At 41.9% G+C, this 16,360-nt stretch carries 16 protein-coding genes and 1 other RNA gene; 7 read left to right on the forward strand and 10 right to left on the reverse strand.

The window, feature by feature from the left end; translation table 11 throughout:
* Nucleotides 1–7: 7 nt before the first annotated feature.
* From A5870_RS11845 to A5870_RS11855, 3 genes are read right to left on the reverse strand one after another with little or no spacing between them, the layout of a single operon-like run.
* A complete protein-coding gene (locus tag A5870_RS11845) occupies nt 8–1,468 on the reverse strand; it encodes a sensor histidine kinase (RefSeq protein ID WP_086293017.1) in 1,461 nt (486 codons plus the stop codon).
* Nucleotides 1,468–2,181 (reverse strand): response regulator transcription factor, encoded by a 714-nt coding sequence (locus tag A5870_RS11850; protein WP_077454215.1) that lies wholly within the window; start codon nt 2,179–2,181, stop codon nt 1,468–1,470. Before A5870_RS11850 ends, A5870_RS11845 begins: the two co-directional genes overlap by 1 nt.
* Nucleotides 2,162–2,512 (reverse strand): SdpI family protein, encoded by a 351-nt coding sequence (locus A5870_RS11855; protein ID WP_081119493.1) that lies wholly within the window; start codon nt 2,510–2,512, stop codon nt 2,162–2,164. Before A5870_RS11855 ends, A5870_RS11850 begins: the two co-directional genes overlap by 20 nt.
* Before the next feature lie 145 nt (nt 2,513–2,657).
* Between A5870_RS11855 and A5870_RS11860 the strand changes: the two genes are divergently transcribed.
* Nucleotides 2,658–3,428, forward strand: coding sequence for a Cof-type HAD-IIB family hydrolase (locus A5870_RS11860; RefSeq protein ID WP_077454217.1), 771 nt, complete (start codon nt 2,658–2,660; stop codon nt 3,426–3,428).
* 62 nt (nt 3,429–3,490) lie between these two features.
* Nucleotides 3,491–3,854: a transfer-messenger RNA gene (gene ssrA / locus A5870_RS11865) on the forward strand.
* A 321-nt stretch (nt 3,855–4,175) separates the two neighbouring features.
* On the opposite strand, the gene A5870_RS11870 is transcribed toward ssrA, so the two are convergent.
* Nucleotides 4,176–4,391 (reverse strand): helix-turn-helix domain-containing protein, encoded by a 216-nt coding sequence (locus A5870_RS11870; protein WP_034872498.1) that lies wholly within the window; start codon nt 4,389–4,391, stop codon nt 4,176–4,178.
* Between the two features lie 113 nt (nt 4,392–4,504).
* Between A5870_RS11870 and A5870_RS11875 the strand changes: the two genes are divergently transcribed.
* The 3 genes from A5870_RS11875 (at nt 4,505) to A5870_RS11885 (ending at nt 6,932) form a co-directional block, all read left to right on the forward strand.
* Nucleotides 4,505–4,804 (forward strand): hypothetical protein, encoded by a 300-nt coding sequence (locus A5870_RS11875; RefSeq protein ID WP_086293019.1) that lies wholly within the window; start codon nt 4,505–4,507, stop codon nt 4,802–4,804.
* Nucleotides 4,805–4,951: 147 nt separating this feature from the next.
* Entirely contained in the window at nt 4,952–5,320 is a 369-nt protein-coding gene (locus A5870_RS11880) for an ACT domain-containing protein (RefSeq protein WP_086293021.1), read from the forward strand.
* A 511-nt stretch (nt 5,321–5,831) separates the two neighbouring features.
* Entirely contained in the window at nt 5,832–6,932 is a 1,101-nt protein-coding gene (locus A5870_RS11885) for a mandelate racemase/muconate lactonizing enzyme family protein (RefSeq protein WP_086293023.1), read from the forward strand.
* 53 nt (nt 6,933–6,985) lie between these two features.
* On the opposite strand, the gene A5870_RS11890 is transcribed toward A5870_RS11885, so the two are convergent.
* Nucleotides 6,986–8,401, reverse strand: coding sequence for a glycoside hydrolase family 1 protein (locus tag A5870_RS11890; protein ID WP_086293025.1), 1,416 nt, complete (start codon nt 8,399–8,401; stop codon nt 6,986–6,988).
* A gap of 15 nt (nt 8,402–8,416) precedes the next feature.
* The gene (locus A5870_RS11895; protein WP_015510115.1) at nt 8,417–9,721 is read right to left on the reverse strand and encodes a PTS sugar transporter subunit IIC; all 1,305 of its coding nucleotides are present in this window, start codon (nt 9,719–9,721) and stop codon (nt 8,417–8,419) included.
* Nucleotides 9,722–9,892: 171 nt separating this feature from the next.
* Between A5870_RS11895 and A5870_RS11900 the strand changes: the two genes are divergently transcribed.
* Complete coding sequence (locus A5870_RS11900) at nt 9,893–10,594, forward strand: GntR family transcriptional regulator (RefSeq protein ID WP_077454231.1); 702 nt, start codon at nt 9,893–9,895, stop codon at nt 10,592–10,594.
* A 53-nt stretch (nt 10,595–10,647) separates the two neighbouring features.
* Here A5870_RS11900 and A5870_RS11905 read toward each other — a convergent pair whose 3' ends face one another.
* The 4 genes from A5870_RS11905 to A5870_RS11920 all read right to left on the reverse strand — a co-directional run bounded on the left by A5870_RS11905 (nt 10,648) and on the right by A5870_RS11920 (nt 15,308).
* On the reverse strand, nt 10,648–11,412 hold the full coding sequence (locus tag A5870_RS11905) for a serine hydrolase (RefSeq protein WP_086293027.1): 765 nt from the start codon (nt 11,410–11,412) through the stop codon (nt 10,648–10,650).
* Between the two features lie 36 nt (nt 11,413–11,448).
* Nucleotides 11,449–12,363 (reverse strand): C40 family peptidase, encoded by a 915-nt coding sequence (locus tag A5870_RS11910; protein ID WP_170924072.1) that lies wholly within the window; start codon nt 12,361–12,363, stop codon nt 11,449–11,451.
* A 21-nt stretch (nt 12,364–12,384) separates the two neighbouring features.
* A complete protein-coding gene (locus A5870_RS11915) occupies nt 12,385–13,458 on the reverse strand; it encodes a dipeptide epimerase (RefSeq protein ID WP_086293031.1) in 1,074 nt (357 codons plus the stop codon).
* A 188-nt stretch (nt 13,459–13,646) separates the two neighbouring features.
* Complete coding sequence (locus A5870_RS11920; RefSeq protein WP_086293033.1) at nt 13,647–15,308, reverse strand: peptide ABC transporter substrate-binding protein; 1,662 nt, start codon at nt 15,306–15,308, stop codon at nt 13,647–13,649.
* 707 nt (nt 15,309–16,015) lie between these two features.
* Here A5870_RS11920 and A5870_RS11930 point away from each other — a divergent pair.
* Nucleotides 16,016–16,351, forward strand: coding sequence for an antibiotic biosynthesis monooxygenase family protein (locus A5870_RS11930; RefSeq protein WP_086293035.1), 336 nt, complete (start codon nt 16,016–16,018; stop codon nt 16,349–16,351).
* Nucleotides 16,352–16,360 lie beyond the last annotated feature (9 nt).

The raw sequence follows: 16,360 nt of genomic DNA on the forward strand, positions 1-16,360 counted from the left end.
CGATTCCTTATTCTTCATTTAAGTCGATATCTGGAAAAGAGATTTTAAAGGTCGTGCCTTTGCCAAGTTCACTTTCTACACTGATCTTTCCTTTGTGCAGGCGTACGAGCTGTTCAACGATCGATAGTCCCAGACCAGATTCACCAAATTGACGGTTTTTACGGGAAGGATCAACTTTGTAGTAACGATCCCAAATATTCTTGACTTGTTTTTCAGACATGCCGATTCCTGTATCACTGATTTCGATGATCGTTTCCAAGTAACCTTTTTCGATTCGAACCCGAATTTCTCCATCTTCCGTAAACTGGATCGCATTTTGTAAAATATTGACCATAATTTGGACAAACCGATCATAATCCGCGTAGACGTCAATTGGCTCTGTTGTTTCTAAAATCAACACATCTTTGGCGATTTCTGCCTTGCTCTCCAGTTGCGTCAGTAGATTTTTGATAGTTTGCGTCGCATCAAATTTTTTGATGACCATCGAGATTTGATTGGTTCTGATTTTTTCGTAGTCAAGGTTTTCGTTGACTAATCGAATCAAGCGATTGGTTTCATTTTTCATTAAGCGGATCGCATTGTCTTTTTGATTCTCAGGAATTGCGTTGTACTCTAAGCCCTCCAATAAGCCATTGATAGTCGTCAATGGGGTACGCATCTCATGAGAAGCATCCGCCATAAATTGCCGACGACGTTCTTCTTGCCGTTCAATCTCTTCTTGGGATTCTTTTAAGGATTTCGTCATTAAATTAAAATCTTCGGCTAATTCATCAAATTCATCCCGATTATGCACCGGCAAGAAAATATCAAAATTGCCATTAGTAATTTCTTTGGTTGCCCGTTTCATGCGATTGATCCGCCTTACTTGGAACGTAGCAAAAAGGTAACTGATCAATAATGAGACAACGATCGAGATCAAACAAACTTTAAACAAGTTTTGATTAAAGGCACTGACAAGATTCAAAATACTGCTTGCCGATTGCGAAACTACCATTACCCCGTAAAAATCCGTGCGATTGACAGAAAAAGGTATCAACACATAGGAAGTCAGTTCTTTTTCCCCGTATAAATTTGTGGCGGAGGTCAGTTGTAGACGCGCCCCATTTTCTAAGGATTGCCAGTCTTTTTCAGAGATCGGAAAATCAACAGCATGAGCGGTATCTAGTGGATAAATAATATCATCAGGACTTTTAAAGAAAGCAAAGGAGATATCTTGGTTGCTCAAAATATTCTCAGCCAAACGCAAGGAATACTGTAGATAGCCATCCCGGGTCATATTTTGCTGTAAATATTCTGAGTCACTGATTTGCGAAATCGTCGCGACCGACGAAGCATACCCCATTAACTGCTCATAATTCCGTTCTTGTAACGTTTGGCGTGTCATTTGAGTAAACGCAATACCAATCGTCATCAAGATCACGAAGATCACCACAAAAAATGCAATCAGCTGTTGATACAGATAGCGCATTAAGCAGCACCCGCATCATCAAATTTGTACCCAACGCCCCAGACGGTTTGAATGATCTGTGGCCCCACTTTTTCAATTTTTTGTCTTAGTTTTTTGATATGTGCATCGACGGTCCGTTCATCGCCAAAGTATTGGTAATCCCAAACCAGTTCTAACAGCTGTTCTCTCGAAAATACTTGTCGCGGTTTTTTCGCTAACGTATAAAGCAAATCAAATTCTTTCGGCGTCAACCCATCGATGGGTTGACCATTTAAATAGGCTTCCCGTGTTTTTGTGTTCATTTTGAAATGATCGGTGACAATATCAAAGGTGGCATCGGAAGCTTCAGGTGTTGTTTTGTCAACCAATTCACTGCGGCGGTGTAGTGCCTTGATCCGTGCAATCAAGGTCAATGGACTAAAGGGTTTCGTCACATAGTCATCCGCCCCCATCTCTAATCCAATGACTTGATCGCTTTCTGAATCACGGGCCGTCAACATAATAATAGGGACTGTACTAGAGATTTTACGAATTTCGCGTGCCACCATCATGCCGTCCATGGAAGGAAGATTCAGGTCAAGGGTGATCATATCCCATTTTTCTGGTTCAGCAGCAAAGGCCTCAAGTCCTTCTTTGCCATCGTACTTAAACACTGCTTCCCATCCTTCATTCAAGAAAAACATTTGCATCATTTCAGAAACAGATTCGTTGTCTTCAATCATTAATATATTCATTTTCTTCACCTCTATGTTCTTTATCAAATCGTTGCAGATTCTCTTCGATCAGGCCAAAGATCGGCACGATGAACCAAGGGATCGCGATCATTTCAATTAGAAAAAAGTTGGTCCATTCTTGCCATTTCAAGACAAACCCAATGAGCGCCATGATTCCGCCAAAAAGCAGAAAGAATCGGGCAGATAGTTTTTGGGCCTGTCGCCAATTTCGTTCATTTTGTTTTGCCAGATAGGAACGGTAGCCATAAATAAGGTTCATTTTTTTTGATGGAAAAAGAAAAAAAGTGAGACCAATCAAGAAAAAAATGCTGCCAATTACTAAAAAAATCATCGTTTCACTCCATTCTTCCTATAGTATACTCGAATTTCTTTCTTCTACCAACAACTTCACCGATTATTCATAAAGGTTTGCCTTTTTTTCAATCTTTGATAAGATTGTGAGTGGACTATGACTATAAACCTTAGGAGTAAGATACATGACCTATAAAGCATTAACATTTTTTGATCTTGACGGTACGCTTTTAGATGAACACTCGCAAATCACTTCGGAAATTGCTGAAGCGATGGCGATATTGCGAAAAAACGAAGTACTGCCGATCATTGCAACGGGAAGAACCGAACCTGAAGTTACCGCCATTCGTGAAGCAGCTGGGATCACCTCAAACATCGTCATGAACGGGGCCTTTATTCGCATTGACGGCAAAGAAGTTTTTTCTGATACTCTAGAACCTGAGCTTTGCGCACGAATGTACCAAGCTGTCAAAGACAATGGTGATGAGCTGTGTTATTACAATGAGAAAGGCTATTGGGCGACTGGTCACACCGAGGAAATGGTCGGTGCATACAACTACGTCCGTAGCCCTCTCCCAGAAATCGATCCTCTGCATTATGAAACGGACCGGACCAACATGTTGTTGGTTTTAGGTGTCGGCAACGATGCTTATTATCATGAGCGTTTTCCCGAATTAACTTTCTATCGTAATACGCCTTTTTCGATCGATGTCGTAAAATCTGGCACCTCTAAAGGGACTGGCGTAAAAACCTTGGTAGAATTGTTGGGTCTAGAAGATGTACCTACCTTCGGATTCGGAGACGGTAGCAACGATTTCGCCCTTTTAGAAGCCTGTGACCACAAAATTGCCATGGGAAATGGGATTCAAGAGTTGAAAGAGCTGGCAGATTTCGTTACCCTGAAAAATACCGAAGGCGGAATCGTGCACGCCCTGAAACACTTTGACTTGATCTGATCCTTTGCACATGAACAAAAATATGGTATACTAGTGAATGGTAGCGATACCCCTTTTATCGAGGGGATGTTACGGATTCGACAGGCATAGTTGAGCCTGAATTGCGCTTCGTAGGTTACGTCTACGTTAAAACGTTACAGTTAAATATAACTGCTAAAAACGAAAACTCTTACGCTTTAGCTGCCTAAAAACAGTTAGCGTAGATCCTCTCGGCATCGCCCATGTGCTCGAGTAAGGGTCCTATTCTAAGTGGGATACGTTTTATCTTTCCGTCTGTAAGATAAAAAAGAGCTCATCAGACTAGCGATACAGACTGCCTGTCACTCGGCAATCTGTAAAGCGAACCTTCAAATGAGTTGACTATGAGCGTAGATTTTTAGGTAGCAATATGTTTGGACGCGGGTTCGACTCCCGCCATCTCCATTTTAAACTGTCAGTAAGTGACACTAAGAGCCAAAACCTTGATTTTACAGGGTTTTGGCTTTTTACTTGTGCCAGTATGTGACACTATTTGACTACCACTCTAAATAGTTTTTTCAAAAGCACGCAAAAAAGTCCACCACTTCGAAAAGTGATGGGCTTGAGGTGATGCCGTCCGCTGGCGTGCTTCCTAAATCCTTCTGTGTCGCCTTCTCTGATTTCTATAGGATGTAAAAACAAAGAACACCTTAGAATAGTCGCGTCGTTACAGTGTGATTACGATATTCTAAGTGTTCTCTTTTTTGCCTTAGCCTACTTTTCAAAAAGTTATTTTTTCGTGAGTCTGATAATTTCTGAAATATCGTCAATTTCTAATGCATTAGCGATTCTTTCAATATGTTGAAGGTAAACTTTCTCTCGTTTTCCATTTGCCAGCTTATTAATAATCGAAGGTTCAATGTCCGATAAGCGTGCTAACTCTCTTAGAGAAATTCCTCTGCTTTTTACAAGCTCTTTTAAGCCTATTTCTATTCTTCTGTTCATGTATTCCCACCTTTTCTGCAAACAGATGTTGTTCCTAGAGACATCATATAGTAAAATAGGATTAAAAGTGGTGTCTATACAAACATCAATAAAATCAGAATGGAGGCGTTACGTTGAAAGAAATAGAAAAGATAGGTATTAAGACGAGTAATAAGCAGCCGGTAAAAGAAATTAGCTACCAGGACATGTATCGTTTAGGAGATACTTTGGAGCAATTAAGATCTTGGCAAGAGCCGCTCTGTGTATTAGAAAAATTTTTCAGTGACAAAAAAAGACCCACGAATAAGCAGAAAATCATCCGAGATTATCATGCCTGCTCCATATTATTCAATGTTTTTCTCACAGACTTTGGTAGCTCCCTCGAAAAAATGGAACATCAGATTGGTGAGTTAAAAACGCGAAGAAAAGTTTAATACAAGAACGATATGTTAAGCTCCTATCAAGCTATAGACTATCGTTCCCTTTGCTATTTTGGGTTAAAATTGAAAATGTTAAACAGCTTGTTCCCTTCGTTCTTCCCATTTGATATGATGAAAGCATCAAACGTAGGACGTGATTAGATGAAATTGACCTTATTAGAACCCTCGTTTTCTGTCATCCAAGTAAAGAATATCGATCCTTCGATGCTGAAGATCGTCCCACTATTTTTTGCCCAGACCTCAGAAGAACTTTCTTTGGTATTGCCGACTACCAACGTCCCTTCTGAAGCGATAAACAGAGAGGATGGATGGAAAGCCATTAAAATAATCGGTGTATTGGACTTCAGTATGATCGGTATCATTGCAAGAATCTCTTCCCTTCTAGCCGAAGAATCGATTAGTATCTTTGCTCTTTCTACCTTCAATACTGATTACATTTTAATCAAGGAACATCAAGTAGAACAAGCTCGTACGGTTTTAAACGAAAATGATTATTTCTTCGTCAAATAAGAGAAACCCTTTGCTTCATAATCTAGTCATCCCTATTGCGCACCTCAATAAACACAAAGAACGACTGAACCAAAAAAGTTCAGTCGTTCGCTTGTATTTTTCTCGTCGTTTAAGAAAGATAAGAGTACTAGGTAGTTCAAATGGAAGACTTCCCCAAGCTTTCATTTGCCCCAGTACTCTTCATTGCTCGTTGTTACTTTAATAATAATACGAAAATGATTTTTATTCAATAAATATGTCCAAAAATCATAAAAAAAATGACTTTTTATGACAATTTATAGGGATTTCAATTCATTTCTAATAACATCTTTCCTATTTCTATTTATATTCTCGATCCCTTTACCTTCTCTCCTAACTGAATGAACTCGTAAAAAAGAAGCATTTCTGTTTCTTAAGTATTGAATTTGAGTGATTTTGTCTTGTCAATCGAGTGTTCTCATGCTAACATGATTATGCAAACGTTAACAATCTAGAATGCACACGTGAACATTAATGTTGAGGAGGATTTCTTATGGCAAAAATTTCAGATGTTCAAACAGCGTATTATCGGATTCCGCTTCCGGAAATCATGGAAGACGCAAAACACGGCCTACACACCCACTTTGAAGTGCCTATCGTCAAGATCGTTACTGATGATGGACGTGAAGGGGTCGGCTATACGTATACTGGTGGCTTCGGTGGCGAATCGATCGCCAAACTGATCGATAAAGAACTAAAAGCGATCCTTTTAGGGAAAGATCCAGCATGTGTGGAAGCCTTGTGGGATCAGATGAACTGGGGAATCCACTATGTTGCCAGAGGCGGTTTAGCAAGTTTCGCCATTGCGGCTTGTGATATCGCCTTGTGGGACTTACGTGCGAAAAAAGCACAAGAACCCCTCTACAAACTTTTAGGCGGCGCAAGCAACAAAGTAAAATGCTATGGTGGTGCGATTGATCTAAACTTTCCTCTTGAAAAACTCTTAGCCAATAATCAAAAATATTTAGACATGGGATTAAAAGCGGTCAAAATCAAATTGGGACAAAAAACACTTGCCGAAGATATTGCTCGCATAAAAGCGGTCAGAGAATTGATTGGTCCCGATGTTGTCTTTATGGTGGATGCCAACATGAGCTGGTCTGTTGAAAAGGCGATCAAAGCCGCCAAACTGATGGCGCCTTATGACATTTTGTTCCTTGAAGAACCAACGATCCCCGAAGATTACGAAGGCTACGCTCGTATCGCTAAAGAAGGGCAAATTGCGGTGGCAGGCGGAGAAAACTTGCGCACCCCTATCGAATTTGCTCATATGATCAAATATGGCAATGTCGATTTTCCGCAACCCGACGCTTCCAATTGCGGTGGGATCACCGGCTGGTTGAAAATTGCTGCCTTAACACAAACAAGTAACTTATCTGTTTCTACACATGGCATGCAAGAATTGCACGTTAGTCTACTAGCAGCGATGCCTAATGCTGGGTATCTCGAAATGCACAGTTTCCCAATCGATCAATACACCACGAGACCGTTAGTGATCGATCCATCCGATGGATGTGCGATTGCACCAGAAGAACCAGGGATTGGCGTCACCTTTGACTGGGAGAAACTTGCTCCTCATAAACAACCCTTTTAACTGAAAACCCACGCTGATTTCCTTTAGGATGAGGAAATCGGCGTGGGTTTTTATTACAGAATCAATGGTTTTTCTTCAAATGGAAGCCACCGTTCATCAATCAGGGAACGATACCAAGCGGCTGATTTTTTTAATGACCGAGTCCGTTCTTCATTTAGCTCGACTCGTACAAGACCATAGCGGTTTTTGAACGCATTCATAGGTGAAACACAATCGGTAAATGCCCAAAGCATATAGCCTTCGCAGTTGGCGCCTTCCTCGACGGCTTTTAGCAGCCAGTAAAGATGTTCGGTAATAAACTGAATCCGATAGTCATCTTGGACTTGACCTGTGGCATCCATATACTGTTCTTCATTTTCCCGCCCCATACCATTTTCAGTGATCAGCCATGGAATATTGCCATAATTCTCCTTAAGATAATTTGCCATATCGTACATGACCTTCGGATAGATTTCCCAGCCACGGGAGTTATTCATTTGTTTTCCTGGCAAATCAAAGGTCTCATAAAACATTTCTGGATGAAATGGTGTATCCGAATGCCATTGATATCGTGGTGCCCGCACGCGTTTCGGGTAGTACTGATTGACACCTAAGAAATCCACCGTATGGGTGCGGATCGTTTCCAAATCTTCTTCTGTCGGATCAAAGTAGATGTCATAGGTTTGGCAAAGTGTGATAAGTTCATCTGGATAATGCCCCTTAACCATTGGATCAAAAAAGATTCGGTTGAAAAAAAGATCGTACATTTTTTGCGCGTTTTGATCCTCTGGTGAGGAAGAGCGTGCGTAAACCATTTCTGGATTTAGCACACAACCGATGCGCCCCTCGTAGCCCTTTTCATGATAGACAGCCACCGCTTGGGCGGAAGCCAATACTTTGTGATAATTCCAAAGCATCCATTTTTTTGTGTTTTGCTCATGGGGCCAGCGGATCGCATCGAGATAGCAACGAGTCTGAATAACGATCGGCTCATTGAAGGTAAACCACTGTTTGACTCGATCACCGTAACGCTCGAAGGCGATTTCGGCATAACGAGTATATAGATCGACCACTTTCCGCGAGCTCCAGCCATCATAGGCATCCATCAAACTAGCTGGCAGTTCATAATGTTCCAAACAAAGCATCGGTTCGACCCCAGCCGCAAGCAATTGGTCGATAAGCTGATCGATATGAGCAGCATAATCTTCATCAACGATCAGCTGTTCATGGTCGGTAAAGAAGCGCGCCCAATTGATCGATGTTCGGTAATGGGTCAAATGAACCTCCTGCATCAGTTCAACATCCTCTGAAAACTTTTCCATAAAATTCGTCGCAACAGCCGGCCCGTAGCCATTATGCCAGACAAAGCGTTCTTCTTTGTACCAGCGGTCGAGATACGAATCTTGCCCTTCTTTCTTTCCTTGCCAGCCTTCTGTCTGCCAAGCAGACGAAGCAGCCCCTAAAATAAATGTTTCAGGTATTTTTACCATTTTTTTAAAACTCCTTTATGCAACTTCATTGGTCGTACGATTCATTACCAAAACAAAAGGTAGATAGATCAAAATTGCCACGACAATACAGATAACTTGCGTGATCACAGCCCCGATATCCCCAGCAGTAGCTAGATAAGCATTGACGATCGGTGGCATCGGCCATGGGACCATTACCACGGCTTTAGCGGCAAAGCCTAGACTTGTCGCCACGTACCCAATCGTTCCTGTTACTAACGGTGTCAGGATAAAGGGAATCGCCAAAATGGGATTCAGCATAATTGGCATTCCGAAGATCACTGGCTCATTGATATTGAAAATCCCAGGTGCTAATGACAATTTAGTGATTTGGCGCATGTCCTCCCGCTTGCCGACGATCAAAATCGCAATCAGCAACCCAATCGTAACCCCAGAGCCGCCCATACTCATATACATATCCCAAAACGGCATCGTAATAATATTGGGTACTTCTTTTCCAGCTTCAAAAGCTTCCGTATTGACAGCGATCGCTGCCAGCAACAATGGTTCGCGTATGGGTTTGACCATCTGGTTCCCATGAATCCCGATGACCCAAAAAACTTGTGCGATAAACATCAACAACAAGATACCTGGCAATCCTTGGACGATCCCTTCCAGTGGTCGTTGGACGACATTGTAGATGATATCGTAAGCATACATCCCTGTGAGTGCTTTGATAGCAAAACCAGCGGTGGCGATGATGGTCACGGTGAAAATCGTTGGAAACAATGCCGAAAAACTTGCCGAAACATTCCCAGGAACACTATCAGGCATCGTGATCTGCAGCCGTTTTTGTCTTCCTAACCACGCATAAAGCTCGATGGAAACGATCGCAACGAACATGCCTAAAAATAGGCCTTTCGTGTCAGTATATTGCTTAGCCAGCACGTTTTCAGCAACCACCGTCGCATCTTCGTGCAAAAATTCAAAGATCATTGGATTAACAGAAAGATAAGACATCACGGCGATGATTCCTGGAAAGACCCCCGAAATCTTATTTAATTTTGCTAGCTCAATCCCAATCAGAAACACTGCATAGATCGTTAAGAAACTCAACGTCACATAACTGACCGCAGATGAGATCGGTTTTAAACTTTCTAAAAAGCGCAGTGCCTCGATTTGTGCCAATCCATTTTCAGCATCAAAAACCATTGCTGAAAACAAAGTACCAAATGCCCCGGTAATGATTACTGGAATCAAAGCAGCAAAGGCATTTTTAATGACCATGATGTAGCGTAAATTGTTGATCCTATTGGCAAACTTTCCTAAAACGTCAGCGAGTCGATCCATAAATCCTTGCATAAAACTCCCTCCTATACCCCTATTCTTCAATCGTTAGAAAACGATTACATTACAAATGTAATTCATTTCCTGAAGAATGTAAACGCAGGAAAAGCCTTTAAAACAAGGTATGTAAAGCTGCAAGTTTACATACTTCGTTTTATCACTTATTATTATTTTGAGGTGAAGCAAATGGCGAACTACCATGACATCGCTGCCGATCTACGGAGCAAAATCAATCACGGGTTTTACGAAGAAGAGAAAAAATTGCCGAAACAATCCGAACTGGCTGTCCATTATCAGACCAGCCGCGTGACGATTCAAAAAGCATTGAATATTTTACAAATGGAAGGCATTATTTACGGTAAAAAAGGCACGGGTACCTTTATCAGCGACGCCTATTCAACCTTCGATTACAACGCCAAGATCAATCGTGGATTGACCAAACGTCTTGGGGAAACAGGAAAGATCACCAGCAAGATCATTTCTTTTGCCATTCTTTTTCCCGATGAGAAAGAACAAGAAAAACTAAAAATCCGCAGTGACCAACAAATTTATGATATCGTTCGTTTGCGCCTGTTTGACGATATACCCGTTGTTTTAGAATATACCATCATGCCGCTTCATGTCATTCCCGGGATTACCGAGGAAGTCTTAAACTCATCGGTCTACGGTTATATCACCAACCAGCTACACTCCTCGATTGGGACATCTGTCCGTCGCATCAAAGCGGATCGTGCAGATACCTATGATCAGCAATACTTAGCTTGTGCTGCCACCGATCCCATCTTAGAAGTGGAACAAACGGTTTATCTCGGGGATGGGACGCCTTTTGAATTTTCTCAGTCACGGCACCGCTATGATATGGGAGATTTTATCGTCGTAAATAATTAATACGCTGCGTATCGAGTACCTCTGAGTGAGGATCGATACGCAGCGTATTTTACTTAAAAATATTGCTGATAGACTGTTTGACCAATTTCTCTTAGCCAACTGATCCCTTGACCACTACCGGTTTTATCATAGGAAAACGCCGCAATGATGATCGTCGTTTCATTGGCTTGTAAATACGCTACATCGTGTTCGATGCGGTCAAGACGGCCTGTCTTATTAAAAATGCGGCACGCAGGATGCGTTGTTTCAGCAAAAGACCCTGGTATGCCCTCTTGAAATTGCTGCTGATTTAAGGCTGAAAATCCTAGGGCAGCTTCTTCTTGTTTAACACACCTTAGTAGTAGTTTGGCAGCCGCCGAAGGGGTCAAGCGGTTCTCTTTGTCTTTGATCGGTCGCATCATATACCGTTCAAATTGGATTTCCGGCTCCTGGATCCATGCTTGAAGTGTGGGCAACCCTACTAAGTCCAATAGTACATTGGTGGCGGTATTATCAGATACGGCGATCATCGCTGTAAGCAGTTCACTGATAGCCCAGCTTTTTTTCTGAGGAAAAAGACGGAGTACCCCAGCGCCACCTGTCAGATCAACGGGGCTCACACAAATTACCTGTTGGGGATCGATCTTTTTTTCGATGATTTGTTCAAGGTAATAGGCATACAATACAAGCTTACTGATACTTGCTGCTGGAAATGACTTATGACTCTGATAGTCAACAAGACATTTCGTTGGCGTACCAATCCATAACCCCATTTCCAATGTTGCTTGATATTTTTTTAGGATATGATTTATTTCTAAATAAACGTCATCTTTTGTCATCAAACGCTCCTTTCCTCAAAGTCAGTAAAGGATTACTCATGTGCCCGATTTAATTGGTGTATTTGGTTTGTCTTGCCAATAGCGCGCCACAACTGCTAGTTCTGGTTCATAATTAGAACCAGCGATTTTGGTTTTCATGACCCGCGATCCGGGTGTTCTTGAATGAATCATTTCATCATCCCCCAAATACAACCCAACATGATGGACTTCGCCTTTTCCTTCTTCATAAGCAAACAGCAGCAGATCCCCTGGTTGTGCCTGACTGTAAGGCACGATATTTGCTTGTTGTGCTTGCTCAATCGTATCTCGGGGGATCAAAATACCATGAAGTCGATGCAGCGAATACATGAATCCAGAACAATCAAAGCCACTGCCGCTAATGCCTGCCCAGACATAGGGCTGATTCAAAAATTGTTCTGCTAGTGCAATCATTTTCTCGGGCAGATTTGTCCATGTATCCACAATGACTTGAGCAAAGGATTTAGCGATCGTTGCTGGTCCATTAGGCGTAGCCACTCGATAGGAATCTGCGGTTTCCCCAACTAGGGGTAAAATCGTCCCAAAAGAAACGATCCGTGTCGCTGAGTCAAAAACAAGCAAAGCTTCTTTGGCAGTCACGCCGAGCATTCTTTTAGCTGTTGCATAGTCTGGTGGCAATGGCTTCAATACCTCGTTTGGTAGATAGCCGGGATAGCCAAGCGGGTGTTTATTGCTTTTTTGATCCAAGATGATCACTTGGGACCAACCATCCGTTTGGGTGATGACTTCTACTATCGTCCCATATAATACTTCGGAGTCCACTAAGTTTTCCTTATAAAGCCGCATCGTATCTTCATCAGTCAAAAAAGTGTGCAGCGCTTCTAAAGGAAATGCTTTGATTTTTGCTAGTACTTTGTTTTCTTTGGGTTCCTTCCATAAGAAGGAAGAGCCAGCCTGAACAATTTGTTTCATCTTTGCTCCTCTCATAACTGTTTATTCGTTGATTCCTAGTCCGATGCGTTCGGTGACGCTCAAGCTTCCTGGACGCTGAAGAATCCCTTGCGTTTCAGGGTAAGTCGTTTGGGTCTCCCACATAAAAGGAACATCCAGATCATAAAATTGGACATCGTTCATCCCTAAGGCAAAATGGGCGGCGGCAGCCATTCCCCCATACCCTTCAATCATCGAACCGACCATCACCGGCACTTGATGCTCTTTTGCCAATTGATAAATTTTTTGTCCCTCTTTGATCCCGCCGCTTTTCATCAATTTAATGTTCAAATAATTGCAGCAGTTTTCAGCAATCAAACGTTTGGCATCCTCATAGAAAAAAAGACTTTCATCGGCCATGATCGGAATCGTCGTACGAGCAGTCACATAGCTGAGTCCAGCAAAATCATGGGCTTTTACTGGCTGTTCAACAAACTCGATCGGAATGTCTTGCCATTGGTCTAAAATCTGCACCGCTTCTTCTTTGGTCCAGCCTTGATTGGCATCAATTCGAAAGGGAATCTTTCCTGCCAAGCGTTCATTGATGCGGCGAATTTTCGCAACTTCCTCTTCGATCGTTCCTGCCCCTAGTTTGATTTTCAAGGAGCGAAATCCCGCCTGGACTTTCGCTTGGGCATCATGCAGCATCTGCTCCTGTGAGCCGACACTGATCGTATAATCGGTTGTCAGTGTATTGACAGAACCTCCTAAATAACGGTAAAGCGGTAAGTTAGCTGCTTTAGCCAGTGCATCATGCAATGCAATATCGATCGCCGCTTTAGGGCTCGTATGATGCTGGATCAACGCATGAAGCTCATCCATTACCGACAATTGCGCATCTACCTTTCTGCCTAACAGGAAGGGGGCAAAGACCGTTTCGATATCTTTTAAAATACTTTCTTTTGTATCACCGGTGATGACTTCGGTAGGTGCTGCTTCTCCGATACCAACGATCCCATTGTCAAAAGAAAGCAGCACTCGAATCACTTCGACGGCGTGCACTTCTCTGAGCGCCGTTTTAAACGGTGCATTCAGCTGGATCGGAATTCGTTTGGTTTCAACTGCTGTGATTTTCATTGGTGTTCCCCCTAAAAAGAAAAGCCGTTCTTATCTAGCTGGAATGAATCATTCCTCTTCACTGCTAGATAAAGAACGGCTGTATTCCTTGTTCTCAAGTTGCTGAACGCTCGAATCGCGTTCCTCTTTTCTGCAGTACTGTTTGACTACATCAGTCAGTAGATGTATGAAAGAATCAATTTTTATACTTATTCTTCGACAAACACATTTTTATAGTCATAGGCAGCACCGACACTATGAACGATGAGACCTTTGATCTTAGGCGACCGCAGATGTGCTTCTGCACTTTGAAAAAGCGGAATAATGCCCAAATCTTCATTTAAGATTTTTTCTGCTTCCACCATATTTTCCCAACGGGCTTCTGGGTTGTTGGCATTTTCATTGGAGGCTTGTTCGATCAATTGGTCGTAGTCATCATTTAACCATTTCCCACGATTGTAGGAACTGTCTTTTTTGAACAATTCTAAAAAGTTGATTGGATCTGCATAATCACCGATCCAATTGTTCATGACCATCTCAAAATCGCCGCTATTGGAACGATCCAAACGAACAGAAAAAGGAACATTTGTGACTTCGACAGTCAATCCATCCAGTGTTTGCTGCAAGGTTCCTTGAATGTATTCCGCCATTTTTTTCGATTGGTCGGTATCTGAGGTCAGCAGCTCGAAAGACAACGTATCGATCCCCAGCTCAGCTTTGGCCTTTTCCCAATACTCTTGGGCTTTTTCTTCGTCAAAGGCTAACGTGGTTGCCGCATCCTCAACAAAGTCAGCTTTTGTCTCTGGATTGAAAGCTAGGTCAGAAGGAACAAAACCGACAGCCGGTAATGAGCCGTTGCCTAAAATATTCTCAACGATTTGTTGCCGATTCATGCTATAAGAAATGGCTTGGCGCAAATTTGCATTTCGAAAAGGCGAATCTTCTGGTGCTTGATTCATTTCTAAATACTGAGTGGTTGCACTAGGCTGAACAATGTAATCAGGATGATTCACATTCTGCATCGCCAATTCACCGCTTAAAATAATGTCATCGGCTTGTCCGCTTTCGTACAAGTTATAAGCAGTCGATGAGTCTTTCACGACATCGAAATTAACTGTTTCAAGTTTGACTGAATCGGCATCCCAATAATCCGGATTTTTTTCCAATGACCACTGGATATCGGTGCCTGGGCCAGCATAATTGGTCAATAGGAATGGTCCATTGTACGCCGCGTTTTCACTTGTTAAGGCGTATTGATCACCAAATTCCTCCACGACACGTTCGTTTTGTGGGAAGAAGGTTGGAAAAGCCAGTAAAGATAAAAAGTAAGGTGTTGGTTTTTCTAACGTGATTTTCAACTCATGATCATTGACTGCTTCGATCCCTAACTCGCTTTTATCTAGCGTGCCATCTGAAATAGCAGATGCATTTTTAACGGGTGCTAGCATATAGGCATAATTGGAAGCTGTAGCTGGATCAACGGTTCGCTGCCAGCTAAAAACATAATCAGCCGCTGTAACTGGATCACCATTGGACCATTTTGCCTCTTCTCGCAGTGAAATGGTATAGGTCAGGCCATCTTCACTGACTTCAGCGTCTTTACTTGCCCCAGCAATTACAGGAACATTGTTCTCATCCAAGCGATAAAGGCCTTCATAAGCATTGTTCAGAGTAATAAAGCTATAAGAGTCGGTTGCTAAAGAAATATCGGCACTGCCCATCTCTGTTGAAAATTGCACATTGATCACTTGCTCTGCAGAAGAAGCTGCTGATGAATCCGTCTCGTTTTCTTGCGCGCCATTTTGACAAGCTGCTAAAAAGAAGCTGCCTAGTAACACAAGCGATACTGCATATTTGCTACGTTTCCCCATTTCTACTCATCCCCTTCTAACATTCAGATAATTCAAAAAATTCTGTTTGTTGTACCGAGTTTACCGCATGTTTATGCAGCCTGTCAATTTAACTCGACTAAAAAATGTAAGAGGTTACATGGTTGTGTCAGAAGCGCTCTTCTGAATGTAAAAAGTAGAAAAGTGTGACTTTATGCTGAATATCGTTGACAGGAGTCGTGCCAAGAAAGCATACAAAAAAGTACTGATCTTCTAGTGATCAGTACTTTGGCTACTCTCTTATACATCATTTCGCAGGTAAAATGGATAAAAAACTTTCCTAATTTTCCTTACCTTTCATACAAAAAAAGAAGACACAAATTTCGTCTTCATAGCGCTTTCTCAGAACCTTCCCACTTTTTTGCCTTTCAACTCAAGGAATAAAAGAAATCTCCTCAGAAAGTAAAAAAAACGTATCTATTTTAAAATGGGAGTGGTACACTAAACAAACGAAGAGTATTGCACGTGAGAAAAGAAAGACTTCCCCAAGTATCCATTTTCTCCAATACTCTTCAGACTCTTCAGTACGTATATTAATTATACGTACTTTTTTCATTTGTTCAAGGCTTTTGAAGGATTTAATCAAAAAGCAAAAATCGATACAAACGTACAAATTCTCAATGCTAATTGACAATGATTCTCAATTAGGGCTATACTAAATGAAATCACTCACAGCAAGGAGGAATTTCATGTATATCCGTACCGTTGCGTTTGAAGTCATTCCAGAAGGCAAAGACATCTTTCTAGCTAAAATGAAAAAAGATACAGCCTCAATGAAAACATTTGCTGGGTGTCACTCTGCTGAAGCTTGGTTTTCAGAATCAAAAGACAGCCTCGTTTTCCAGTTAGTGTCAAAATGGACTGAGAAAAAAGCCTTTCAAGCTTGGTTAAAACGCCCCGAACATCTGCAAAAGCACCGAGATGCGTATCGAGCAGAAAAGGAAGGAACTGCAAAACCGAGCCTTGTTTTGTCCAAGACCGGCCAAGAATTTGTCTTGATTGATGAAGAGCTTACTCCTAGTTAAACGATACGA

The sequence above is a fragment of the Enterococcus sp. 2G9_DIV0600 genome, assembly GCF_002140615.1.
Classification (GTDB): Bacteria; Bacillota; Bacilli; order Lactobacillales; family Enterococcaceae; genus Enterococcus_D; species Enterococcus_D innesii.